Genomic DNA, 11,598 nt, shown 5'->3' with positions numbered 1-11,598 from the left:
CCCCATGGGAAATACGGCGTGCTATCGCTTCCGTTTCACCGCCGGCTTCGTAGGCTTGGCGGCACGCGCCTTGGTCTTGGTGCCTGACTTGCCGGCCGGCTGCACGCGCAGCCCGTCCACGAACACGTCGAGCATGCGCAGCACCGAGGATTGCCAGCCGGGCTGGTCGTGCATGTAGCACATCCCGACGAGCGTGCGCAGCAGGTCCTCCGGGCTGACATCGCCGCGCATCTGGCCGGCCGCGACCGCGCGATCGAGCAGCGAGCCGATCGCCTTGGTCAGCCGGTCCATCGAGAACGCCGCCAGCTCTGAGGAACTCTGGAACGTCAGTGCCAGCGCGGCCGACATGCCCTTTTTTGTGGCCACGAATTCGACATTGGACCGCAGCCAGCGCCGTAGCGCATCGACCGGGTCCTTCGCGGTTTTCAGCTGCTCGGCGAGCTCGCTGAGCTGCTCGACCTCACGCCGGTACACCGCCTCGAACAAATCCTCGCGAGTCGGGAAATGCCGATAGAGCGTGCCGATGCCGACGCCGGCGCGTTTTGCCACCGCTTCCAGGCTCGCCTCAGGACCGCCTGCATTGAAGACGACCTTCGCAGCCTCGAGCACGCGCTCGCGATTGCGCACGGCGTCGGCGCGGGGCTTCCGAATCTGGTCAGTCTGGTCGTCCATGGCGGTAATGTAGATCACGAATTGGTTAGATTGAACCCTCGCAATGAACCCTTGCAAGGCTGCATCGCGTTGTCTGCGCATGGGCTTTTGACGAATTCCAAATATTTTTCGGCGGCCCTTGTTAAGCGGAGGGTGCCTCCGTATCTTCCTTGAGATGTTGGCCGGGTTCCGCCTGGCCAACGCATATCGGCAGCGGCCACGGAGGTGGCGCGCTGAGTGATGACTCATGTCCATATCTGATCGGAGCCTTGTATGAACCACTCCATCAGCCTCACCGTGAACGGTGCGCGGCGCGACTTCGTCCTCGACGATCCGCGCGTCACGCTGCTCGATCTCCTGCGTGAGCGCCTCCATCTGACCGGAACCAAGAAGGGATGCGATCGCGGCCAGTGCGGCGCCTGCACCATTCTCGTCGACGGCAGGCGCATCAACTCCTGCCTCGCTCTCGCCATCAGCCATGATGGCGCCGACATCCTCACCATCGAAGGCGTGGCGCGCGGCGACCAGCTTCATCCCGTGCAGGCGGCCTTCATAGCCCATGACGGCTTTCAGTGCGGCTTCTGCACGCCCGGCCAGATCATGAGCGCGATCGGCATGATGCAAGAAGCCCAGGCCGGCAACGATCCCGAGCGCATCCGCGAATGCATGAGCGGCAATCTCTGCCGCTGCGGCGCCTATGCTGGCATCGTCGATGCCGTGCTGGAAGCCCAGGCCGGCACGGACGAATCCAATCAGAGGCGCTCCGCATGAAACCGTTCGATTATATCAGGCCGGCCACAGTGGCCGAGGCCGTTGCGGCGGCCGCCCAGCCGGGCGCTGTTTATCTCGCCGCCGGCACTAATCTGCTCGATCTGATGAAGGGCGGCGTCAGCCGACCGGATCGGCTGGTCGATGTCACGCATCTCGATGGACTCGATCAGATCGAGACTCTCGCTGACGGATCGTTGCGCATCGGCGCGCTGGTGGGCAACGCCGATCTCGCGCATGACGCAAACTTCGCGAAGTCCTACCCGGCCGTTGCCGAGGCGCTGCTGTCCGGTGCGTCCGCGCAACTGCGCAATGCCGCGACCGTCGGCGGCAATCTGCTGCAACGGACGCGTTGCGCCTATTTCTACGACACCGCCAGCCACTGCAACAAGCGCGAGGCTGGCTCTGGCTGCGACGCCCGTGAGGGCGAGAACCGCACCCATGCCGTGCTCGGTTGGAGCGAGAGCTGTATCGCCACGCATCCGTCGGACTTCTGCGTACCGCTGGTCGCGCTTGACGCCGTCGTCGAGATCGAGGGCAGGAACGGCCGCCGAGAGATCGCGCTCGACGCGCTGCATCGCCTGCCGGGCCATACGCCCGAGCGTGAATCGGCGCTCGAACCCGGCGACCTCATCGTCGCGGTGCGGCTGCCGCCGGCGGCGCGCGGCTTCGCCGCGCATGCGCGCTACCTCAAGGTTCGTGAGCGCACGTCCTACGCGTTCGCCGTGGTCTCGGCCGCGGCTACGTTGCGGATCGAGAACGGCAAGGTCGCGGAGGCGCGGCTGGCGCTCGGCGGCGTCGCCGCAAAGCCCTGGCGCGCTCGTGCCGCGGAAGACGTGCTCAAGGGCGTTACGCCCACGGCAGATGCCTTCCAGGAAGCGGCCTGGCGCGCGCTCACCGACGCAAAACCGTCCGGCGACAACGCCTTCAAGATCGAGCTCGCACGCCGCATCGTCGTGCGCGCGCTGACCCTTGCCGCCGCCGGTACGCCCGCGCGTATTCCCGCGCTGCCGGCCTCTCCCTTTGCCTCGACGTCCGGAGCCATCCATGCCTGAGCTTAATCTATCCAGCTCTCCCGCCCATCTGCGCCACGGCTCGAACATCGGCCAACCGCTGACCCGGCGCGACGGCGTCCTCAAGGTCAAGGGGCAGGCGACCTATGCCGCCGACAACCATCCGCCCGGCATGTTGTTTGCGGTGATGGCCGTCGCCAGCATCGCGCGCGGCCGCGTCACCTCGCTCGATGTCGCCGCCGCAAAACGCCATCCCGGCGTCGTCGACGTCATGACACCGGACCACAAGCCGCAGCTCGCGATCGATCCGGAGATCAAGACCAATCCGTTCGTGTTCCGGATGGAAGTCCTGCAAAGCGACGAGGTCCGCTACGCCAACCAGCCCATCGCCGTCGTGATCGCCGAGACGCTGGAGGCCGCGACGGAAGGCACGGTGCTGCTGGCGCCGCGCTACGAAACGCTGCCCGCGCTGGTTGGTCTCGATGCCGGCGAGAGTTACGTGCCGCCGGTCGTGGGCGTCGGCAACCCCACCGAAAATCACCTCGGCGATGTCGAGGCGGGTCTTGCCGTGGCCGAGAAGCAGATCGACGCGATTTATGAGACGCCGCCGCAATATCACAACGCCATGGAGCCGCATGCGATCGTCGCGTCATGGGATCGCGACAATTTGCAGATCGACATGCCCACGCAGGGTCTGATGCTGTCGCTTGCGCGCGTGGCAGAGTTGTTCGGCATTGCGCATGACAAGATCCACATCCGCAGCCCGTTCCTCGGCGGTGGCTTTGGTTCGAAGGGGCTGATGGCTGGTCCGCCGGTCCTCGGCATCATGGCGGCAAAGCTGGTCGGCAAGCCGGTCAAGCTGGTACTGCGCCGTGAGCAGATGTACGGCCCGGTCGGTCACCGCGCACCGACGCGTCAGCGGCTGCGCATCGGCACGGACGGCGAAGGGCGCCTGACTGCGCTCGATCATCACGCCCGGACCGTGTCGAGCACGTTTGACGATTTCTACGAGCCCGCGGCGGACGCCTCGCATACACTCTATGCCAGCCCGTCGATCCGCACCTCGCATGATGCCGTGCGCGTCAACACCGGTACACCGCTGTTCATGCGTGCGCCCGGCGAGGCTACCGGCTCGATCGCGCTCGAAAGCGCGATCGACGAAATGGCTTGGGCCTGCGGCGTCGATCCGCTCGCCTTCCGCCTGAAGAACTATGCCGAGGTCGAGCCGATCACGGGCAAACCGTTCTCCTCGAAGGCGCTGCGGGCCTGCTACGAGCAGGGCGCGGCGCGGTTCGGCTGGTCGAAGCGTTCGCTCCAGCCGCGGCAGATGCGCGACGATGCAGGTCTCCTCGTCGGCTGGGGCATGGGCACGGCGACTTTCCCGGCGCTGATGTTTCAGGCCGAAGCGCGCGCAGTGCTCCGCCGCGACGGCTCCGGCGCGATGGAAATCGGCGCCCATGATATGGGGCAGGGTGCCTGGACGGCGCTCGCGCAGATCGCGGCCGATGAACTCGGTCTCGACATCGACCGTGTCGAGTTCAAGGCCGGTTCATCCGACCTGCCCGACGCGGGCATTGCCGGTGGTTCGGCGCACACCGCGACCGCGGGTGCTGCGATCCACAGTGCCGGTGCGGCCGTCGTCGCAAAACTCGCCGATCTCGCCACCAACGACGAGCGCTCGCCGCTGTTTGGCGCCGGCAATGCCGGCGTGATCGCGCGCGATGGCAGGCTGATCCGGCGCGATGACGAGACCCGCGGCGAGAGCTACGTCGAGATCCTCGCGCGTGCGGGCGTCGCCGAGGTCGAGGCCCGCGGCACGGGCGCGCCGAACCCGGCCGCGATGGAGGAATATGCGATGCATGCCCACGGTGCGGTATTCGCGGAGGTGAAGGTCGATCCGGAGCTTGGCCAGATCCGTGTCACCCGCATGGTCGGCGCGTTCGCGGCCGGGCGCATCGTCAATCCGCATCTGGTGAAGAGCCAGCTGTTCGGCGGCATGATCTGGGGCATGTCCTTCGCGCTGCATGAGGAAGCCATCACCGACCGCCGCAGCGGCCGGATCATGAATGCCAATCTCGGCGAGTACCACATCCCGGTGAATGCCGACGTGCCGCCGCTCGACGTGATCACGGTCGAGGAGCACGATCCGCATGTGAATGCGCTCGGCATCAAGGGCGTCGGGGAGATCGGCATCACCGGCAGCGCCGGCGCGGTCGCCAATGCGGTGTGGCATGCGACCGGCGTGCGCGTCCGCCGCTTTCCGATCAAGATCGAGGAGTTGTTGACGCAGCGTTGAGGCAAAAAGGCGGGACGAGATCTTCTCGTTCCGCCGCGTCCTGCTAGTGCAGTTTCTTGCGGAGCGCCTTCAGCGCTTCTCGTTGCGTCTCGATGTAGTCGGCAATAACCTTACGCAGCTCCTGCGAATGGAGCTTGTCGGTGTCGCGCTGCACTTCATCGAGCGCAGCCTCTGCATTGGCGAGCGTGATCTTCATCTTCGAGCCCAGTTATGAAGCGGCGCCGGAATGTTTCCTCGGCTTGGGTTCGCAACATATAGAGGATCGACGCGCGGAAATTGAGATGCCTCAAGGTCCGTAAGATACCGGGGCACTCCGTAAGATTCCGGATAATGTCGATGCGCCTCAAAACGTCGGCGGCGTGCAGGCCGAGATCACTTCGCACGGCTTGCCGCCGACGCAGCGGAAGCGATGCGGGCGACGGCTCTCGAAATAATAGGCATCGCCGGGATTGAGGATGCGGCGCTCGTCCTCGACGGTGACTTCGAGCTTGCCCGAGATCACGATGCCGCCTTCCTCGCCGTCATGGACGAGGTGCACGCGCCCGGTGTCGCTGCCGGGCTCGTAACGCTCTTTCAAAATCTGCAGGCTGCGCCCGAACAGATTGTCGCCGATCTGGCGATACGAGATCGGCTTCTTGCCGACCTCGGTCAGCTCCTCGGCGCGGTAGAAGATCTTGCGCCGCGACTCCGGCTCCAGCGCGAAGAACTCGGCGAGCCCCATCGGGATGCCGTCGAGGATGCGCTTGAGCGCGCCGACCGACGGATTCATTTGGTTGGATTCGATCAGCGAGATCGTCGAATTGGTGACCCCAGCGCGCTTGGCGAGCTCGCGCTGCGACAGCTTGTGGTGCGCCCGGATGAATCGCAGCCGTCCACCGATGTCGACGCTCATGCCCCTGGTCCCTGTTGCAGGTGTTGCGGATCGCGCAAATATGGACCGGCAGCCCCAGTGAAATCAATGGCTTGCAGGTGACCAGAAAAGGACTTGTTGCGCTTCCCGTGCCTCTGCTATCCGGTCAGCAAAGGAGCGTGGCCCGTGACCCTTCATCAGATTCCGAACACTATCAAGACCGACTCGTTCTGGATGCCGTTCACGGCCAACCGTCAGTTCAAGAAGGCGCCGCGCCTGTTCTCCTCGGCTGAGGGCATGCACTACACCACCGTCGACGGCCGCAAGGTGATCGACGGCTCCGCCGGCCTCTGGTGCGTCAATGCCGGCCACGGCCGCAAGCAGATCGCCGCCGCGGTCGAGCGGCAGCTGATGACGCTGGACTTCGCTCCGTCGTTCCAGATGGGCCATCCGCTGGCATTCGACTTCGCCGAGCGTCTGGCCGAGATCGCGCCGAAGGGCCTCGACCGCGTCTTCTTCACCAACTCCGGCTCCGAGTCGGTCGACACCGCGCTGAAGATCGCGCTCGCCTATCACCGCGCCAACGGCCAGGCGAGCCGCACCCGCCTGATCGGCCGCGAGCGCGGCTATCACGGCGTCGGCTTCGGCGGCACCTCGGTCGGCGGCATGGTCGCCAACCGCCGCGCCTTCGCGACCCTGCTGCCGGGCGTCGACCACATCCGCCACACCCATGACCTCACCCGCAACGCCTTCGCCAAGGATCAGCCTGAGCATGGCGCCGAGCTCGCCGACGATCTCGAGCGTCTGGTGGCCTTGCATGGCGCCGAGACGATCGCGGCCGTCATCGTCGAGCCGGTGCCGGGCTCGACCGCGGTGCTGCCGCCGCCGAAGGGCTATCTCAAGCGCCTGCGCGAGATCAGCGAGAAGCACGGCATTCTCCTGATCTTCGACGAGGTCATCACCGGCTTCGGCCGCCTTGGCACCCCGTTCGCCGCCGACTTCTTCGGCGTCACGCCGGACCTGATGACGACGGCCAAGGGCATCACCAACGGCACCATTCCCTGCGGCGCGGTGTTCGCGAGCCGCAAGGTTCACGACGGCCTGATGGTCGGCCCGGAGAACCAGATGGAGCTGTTCCACGGCTACACCTATTCGGCGCATCCGACCGCCTGCGCCGCCGGCATCGCGACGCTCGACATCTACAAGGACGAGGGCCTGCTGACGCGCGGTGCGTCGATCGCCGAATACTGGCGCGATGCGCTGCATTCGCTGAAGGGCCTGCCGAACGTCGTCGACATCCGCAATTGCGGCCTGATGGGCGCGGTCGAGCTGTCGCCGCGTGACGGCACGGTCGGTGCGCGTGGCTACGAGGTGATGGTCGACTGCTTCAATCGCGGGCTGTACTTCCGCATGAGCGGCGATAGCTTCGCGCTGTCGCCGCCGCTGATCGTCGAGAAGAGCCACATCGACGACATCGTGTCGATCCTCGGCGACGCCATCAAGCGGGTGGCCTGATAATTGCTCTCGCCGTTGCGAGTTGTTTCCTTGCAGCGGCGAGCGTGATGCCACGGGAGTTTGACGAAGCGTGAAAGTTCTGATCCTCGGCAGCGGTGTCATCGGTGTCACCTCTGCCTACTACCTTGCGCGTGCCGGACATGAGGTGACGGTCGTCGACCGTCAGCCCGAGCCGGCGCTGGAGACCTCTTTCGCCAACGCGGGCGAGGTGTCGCCCGGCTATTCGTCGCCTTGGGCCGGCCCCGGCGTGCCGGTGAAGGCGATCAAATGGCTGCTGATGAAGCATGGCCCGCTGGTGATCCGGCCGAAGCTTGACCCTGTCATGTGGGTCTGGCTCTCCAAGATGCTGCGCAACTGCACCAGCGCGCGTTACGCGGTCAACAAGAGCCGGATGATCCCGATTGCGGAATACAGCCGCGATTGCCTGCGCGACCTGCGCCGCGACATCGGCATCCAGTATGACGAGCGCTCGCAAGGTACGCTCCAGCTGTTCCGCCACCAGGCGCAGCTTGACGGGACGGGCGAGGACATCGCCGTGCTCAAGCAGTATGGCGTTCCTTTCGAGGTGTTGAGCCGGGAGGGCTGCATCGCGGTCGAGCCGGCGCTCGCCGGCGTGAAGGAGAAGTTCGCCGGCGGGCTTCGGCTGCCGCAGGACGAGACCGGCGACTGCCACATGTTCACGCAGGCGCTGGCCAAGCATGCCGAAGCGCTCGGTGTACGCTTCATGTTCAACACCGGCATCGATCGCATCGTCACGGATGGCCCGTGCGTGAGTGGTGTCGTGACCAGTGCGGGCACCTTGCAGGCCGACGCCTACGTTCTCGCGCTCGGAAGCTGGTCGTCGCGGCTCGTTGCACCGCTCGGCATCTCATTGCCGGTCTATCCGGTGAAGGGCTATTCGATCACGGTGCCGATCAAGGACGCCTCCGGCGCGCCGGAATCGACCGTGATGGACGAGAGCTACAAGGTCGCGATCACCCGCCTCGGCAATCGCATCCGCGTCGGCGGCACTGCCGAGATCTCCGGCTATTCGAGCCAGCTCTACGACGCCCGCCGCGCCACGCTCGATCATTCGCTGACCGATCTGTTCCCGCGCGGCGGCGATCTCTCCAAGGCGACGTTCTGGAGCGGCCTGCGTCCGATGACACCGGACGGCCCGCCGGTGATCGGCCCGACCCAGTACGGCAACCTCCACCTCAACACCGGCCATGGCACGCTCGGCTGGACCATGTCCTGCGGCTCCGGCCGCGTGCTCGCGGACATGCTGTCGAGCAAGAAGCCGGAGGTCGATGTGAGCGCGTTGACGGTGGACCGGTACAAGTATCGGTTCGGGTGAGTTCTTCGCCTCTCCCCGCGTGCGGGGAGAGGCCGGAATTTGCGAGAGCAAATTCCGGGTGAGGGGGAGTCTCCGCGAGGCTCGCTCTGACCGTTTGCGTGGAGAGAGCCCCTCACCCCAACCCTCTCCCCGTAAGAACGGGGAGAGGGAGAGCAGTCAACCCGCCCCCGTCACGCAATTCACCCACAGCACCACAGCCCGCGCATCATTGGCCGGATTGGAAAACCGGTGCGGCCTTCGGCTGGCGAACCGAAAGCTGTCGCCCGTCTTCAGCGACCACGTCTCGCTGTCCACCGTCAGCATCATCTCGCCTTCGAGCACCAGGCCGGCCTCTTCGCCGTCGTGGGTGTAGAGCTCGTCACCGGTGGAGCCACCCGGTTCCAGATGCACCAGGAACAGGTTGAGCTTGTTGTCGGCGCTCGCCGGGCTCAGCAATTGTTTCGATACGCCGGTGCGCCAGAGCTTCAGCTCGGGGCGCTGCAGCCCGCGCGTCACGACCTGATCCGATACGCCGTCGGCACTTGGGCTCGCGCCGAACAGCGCGGCGATGCCGACGCCCAGCACGTCGGCCAATGTTGCCAGCACGCGCAGAGACGGCGACGACAGGCCGCGCTCGATCTGGCTCAGAAAGCCGATCGACAGGTTCGTGCGCGCGGCCACCGTTTCCAGCGAGAATTGCCTGACGCGCCGGAGATCGCGGATGCGGCGGCCGACCGCGACATCCATCGCGGGCTCGGCCGACTTGGTGACAGCCTTGACCGGCACCTTCCTGGCCTTCACCGTCCTCGCCGGCTTTGCGGCGGCCGGTTTGCGCATTCTTTTGCCACCGCTCACGTCAAACCGCTTCCTTCATGTGCATGAAAACCGCTTGCATCGCCCGCGAAAGTGTGACCAAATTTTCATATTGGTGAAAATAGGCCGAAACGGCTTGGCCCGCAACGTCTGATCACGACATGCGCGAGCGCCGACATCGGCCAAGCCCGAAGGGGGATGCGATGAAGCGTTTTGGTCTGGCCGCGGTCGCGGCGCTCGCGATTGCAGCGGTGATGCCGGCTTCGGCGCAGCAGGTGCTGAAGGTCGGCTCGACGCCGACAGGCATTCCCTTCACCTTCCTCGACACCAAGACCAACACGATCCAGGGCATCATGGTCGATCTCGTCACCGAGATCGGCAAGGACGCCGGCCTCAGCGTGCAGATCGAGCCGATGGCGTTCTCGGCGCTGATCCCGTCTCTCACATCGGGCAAGATCGACATGATTGCAGCGGCGATGTTCATCACCGCGCCGCGCAAGGAGGTCGTCGACTTCTCCGATCCGATCTACACCTACGGTGAAGGCCTGGTGGTCCCGAAGAGCGACACCAAGGCCTATGCCACGCAGGATGATCTGAAGGGCGAGACGGTCGGCGCCCAGGTCGGCACCGCCTTCGTCGATGCGCTGAAGAAGTCCGGCCTGTTCGCCGACGTCAAGGTCTACGACACCATCCCGGACATCCTGCGCGACGTGAACACCGGTCGCCTCAAGGCCGGCTACGCTGACTATCCGATCCTCGCCTACAATCTGAAGCAGGGCGGTTTCCCCGAGGTACGTCTCGTCGACGGCTACAAGCCCGTCACCGTCACCGTCGGCTCGGTCGGCATCGGCGTCCGCAAGGGCGAGGCCGCGCTGCTCGGCAAGATCAATGCCTCGCTCGCGAAGCTGAAGGCCAACGGCACCATCGACAAGATCCTCGAGAAGTGGGGTCAGAAGGCGCAGGGTTGATCGACAGAGGCTGGTAAGGCTGTCCGATGAAAGGCTTCTGGCACGACGCCGTCGAGTTCTTCCCGATCCTGATGAGCGGTGTCGTGCTGACGATCGTCGTCACCATCGGCTCGCTGCTGCTCTCGACGGTGCTCGGTTTGATCTGGGCGATGATGCGGGTCTCGGGCATCAAGGTGCTGTCGATGCTCAGTGCCAGCCTGATCAACGTGATCCGCGGCATCCCGATCATCGTGCTGTTGTTCTACCTCTATTTCGTGATGCCTGATCTCGGCGTCACGCTGTCGGCCTTGCAGGCGGCGATCCTCGGGCTCGGCATCGCCTATTCAGCCTACCAGGCCGAGAATTTCCGCGCGGGTATCGAGGCGATCGACAAGGGCCAGATCGAGGCGGCGCAGTCGATCGGCATGGGCTGGTGGCTGACCATGCGCCGCGTGGTGCTGCCGCAGGCAGTGCGCATCGTGCTGCCGCCCTACGGCAACGTCATGATCATGATGTTGAAGGATTCGTCGCAAGCCTCCACCATCACGGTCGCCGAGCTTGCCCTTCAGGGCAAGCTGATCGCGTCCTCGACCTTCAAGAACACCAACGTGTTCACGCTTGTGGCGCTGATGTACCTCACCATGAGCATCCCGCTGATCCTGCTGGTCCGTCACTTCGAGAAGCGGGCGGGCAAGAAATGATCGAGCTCACCGACGTCCACAAGAGCTTTGGCCAGAACGAGGTGCTCAAGGGCATCACGGCCTCCGTCCAGAAGGGTGAGGTGGTCTGCATCATTGGCCCCTCGGGCTCCGGCAAGTCGACGATCCTGCGCTGTATCAACGGGCTGGAAAGCTACGACCGCGGCGAGATCAACGTCGAGGGACTGAAGGTCGACCGCGATGCGCCCTCCATCGTGAAGGTCCGCACCCAGGTCTCGATGGTGTTCCAGCGCTTCAACCTGTTCCCGCATCGCACCGTGCTGGAAAACGTCGTCGAAGGCCCGCTCTTTGTAAAGAAGGAGCCGCGTGCGCAGGTGCTCGAGCGCGGCCGCGCACTGCTCGGTCAGGTGGGCCTCGCCGAAAAGGCTGATGCCCATCCGCCGCAGCTCTCCGGCGGCCAGCAGCAGCGCGTCGCCATCGCCCGCGCACTCGCGATGCAGCCAAAGGCGATCCTGTTCGACGAGCCGACCTCGGCGCTCGATCCCGAGCTGGTCGGTGACGTGCTCGGCGTGATGCGCAAGCTCGCCGATGACGGCATGACCATGGTCGTCGTCACCCACGAGATGGGCTTTGCCCGCGACGTCGCCGACCGCGTGCTGTTCATCGACGGCGGCGTCATCGTCGAGCAGGGGGCAGCGAAGGCCGTCCTCAATCACCCCCAGCACCCACGCACGCAGGATTTCTTGCGCCGGGTGCTGCATCCGCTCTGAC

At 65.2% G+C, this 11,598-nt stretch carries 13 protein-coding genes; 9 read left to right on the top strand and 4 right to left on the bottom strand.

What is annotated here, in order from left to right; genetic code table 11:
- Nucleotides 1-21 precede the first annotated feature (21 nt).
- A complete protein-coding gene (locus QJT78_RS16680; RefSeq protein ID WP_028149538.1) occupies nt 22-672 on the bottom strand; it encodes a TetR/AcrR family transcriptional regulator in 651 nt (216 codons plus the stop codon).
- Nucleotides 673-924: 252 nt separating this feature from the next.
- Between QJT78_RS16680 and QJT78_RS16675 the strand changes: the two genes are divergently transcribed.
- The 3 genes from QJT78_RS16675 to QJT78_RS16665 are packed head-to-tail and all read left to right on the top strand — an operon-like array spanning nt 925 to nt 4,728.
- Nucleotides 925-1,422: a 2Fe-2S iron-sulfur cluster-binding protein gene (locus tag QJT78_RS16675; protein ID WP_028149539.1), complete on the top strand. Its 498-nt coding sequence runs from the start codon at nt 925-927 to the stop codon at nt 1,420-1,422.
- Entirely contained in the window at nt 1,419-2,474 is a 1,056-nt protein-coding gene (locus QJT78_RS16670) for a xanthine dehydrogenase family protein subunit M (RefSeq protein WP_028149540.1), read from the top strand. The genes QJT78_RS16675 and QJT78_RS16670 overlap by 4 nt, the downstream gene beginning before the upstream one ends.
- Nucleotides 2,467-4,728 (top strand): xanthine dehydrogenase family protein molybdopterin-binding subunit, encoded by a 2,262-nt coding sequence (locus QJT78_RS16665; protein ID WP_028149541.1) that lies wholly within the window; start codon nt 2,467-2,469, stop codon nt 4,726-4,728. Before QJT78_RS16670 ends, QJT78_RS16665 begins: the two co-directional genes overlap by 8 nt.
- Before the next feature lie 43 nt (nt 4,729-4,771).
- Here QJT78_RS16665 and QJT78_RS16660 read toward each other — a convergent pair whose 3' ends face one another.
- A complete protein-coding gene (locus tag QJT78_RS16660) occupies nt 4,772-4,924 on the bottom strand; it encodes a hypothetical protein (RefSeq protein WP_193375922.1) in 153 nt (50 codons plus the stop codon).
- Nucleotides 4,925-5,071: 147 nt separating this feature from the next.
- Nucleotides 5,072-5,620 (bottom strand): cupin domain-containing protein, encoded by a 549-nt coding sequence (locus tag QJT78_RS16655; protein ID WP_014497670.1) that lies wholly within the window; start codon nt 5,618-5,620, stop codon nt 5,072-5,074.
- A 144-nt stretch (nt 5,621-5,764) separates the two neighbouring features.
- Here QJT78_RS16655 and QJT78_RS16650 point away from each other — a divergent pair, with 144 nt between their 5' ends.
- Together QJT78_RS16650 and QJT78_RS16645 are read left to right on the top strand one after the other, a co-directional pair.
- A complete protein-coding gene (locus tag QJT78_RS16650) occupies nt 5,765-7,093 on the top strand; it encodes an aspartate aminotransferase family protein (RefSeq protein WP_049807529.1) in 1,329 nt (442 codons plus the stop codon).
- Between the two features lie 70 nt (nt 7,094-7,163).
- Nucleotides 7,164-8,429 (top strand): D-amino acid dehydrogenase, encoded by a 1,266-nt coding sequence (locus tag QJT78_RS16645; RefSeq protein WP_028149543.1) that lies wholly within the window; start codon nt 7,164-7,166, stop codon nt 8,427-8,429.
- A 156-nt stretch (nt 8,430-8,585) separates the two neighbouring features.
- On the opposite strand, the gene QJT78_RS16640 is transcribed toward QJT78_RS16645, so the two are convergent.
- Complete coding sequence (locus tag QJT78_RS16640; protein WP_038942732.1) at nt 8,586-9,245, bottom strand: XRE family transcriptional regulator; 660 nt, start codon at nt 9,243-9,245, stop codon at nt 8,586-8,588.
- On the opposite strand from QJT78_RS16640, the gene QJT78_RS16635 reads away from it, so the two are divergent.
- The 4 genes from QJT78_RS16635 to QJT78_RS16620 are packed head-to-tail and all read left to right on the top strand — an operon-like array spanning nt 9,184 to nt 11,597.
- Entirely contained in the window at nt 9,184-9,375 is a 192-nt protein-coding gene (locus QJT78_RS16635) for a hypothetical protein (protein ID WP_162136494.1), read from the top strand. The two genes, QJT78_RS16640 and QJT78_RS16635, sit on opposite strands and share 62 nt — an antisense overlap.
- A gap of 49 nt (nt 9,376-9,424) precedes the next feature.
- Complete coding sequence (locus QJT78_RS16630) at nt 9,425-10,189, top strand: ABC transporter substrate-binding protein (RefSeq protein ID WP_038942731.1); 765 nt, start codon at nt 9,425-9,427, stop codon at nt 10,187-10,189.
- A gap of 26 nt (nt 10,190-10,215) precedes the next feature.
- Nucleotides 10,216-10,869, top strand: coding sequence for an amino acid ABC transporter permease (locus QJT78_RS16625; protein ID WP_028149546.1), 654 nt, complete (start codon nt 10,216-10,218; stop codon nt 10,867-10,869).
- Nucleotides 10,866-11,597 (top strand): amino acid ABC transporter ATP-binding protein, encoded by a 732-nt coding sequence (locus QJT78_RS16620; protein ID WP_038942730.1) that lies wholly within the window; start codon nt 10,866-10,868, stop codon nt 11,595-11,597. Before QJT78_RS16625 ends, QJT78_RS16620 begins: the two co-directional genes overlap by 4 nt.
- Nucleotide 11,598: the final 1 nt, after the last annotated feature.

Source organism: Bradyrhizobium sp. Mp27, from assembly GCF_029953005.1.
Classification (GTDB): Bacteria; Pseudomonadota; Alphaproteobacteria; order Rhizobiales; family Xanthobacteraceae; genus Bradyrhizobium; species Bradyrhizobium barranii.
Note: the sequence above shows the minus strand (reverse complement) of the source record. Positions and strands in the feature narration are given on the sequence as shown.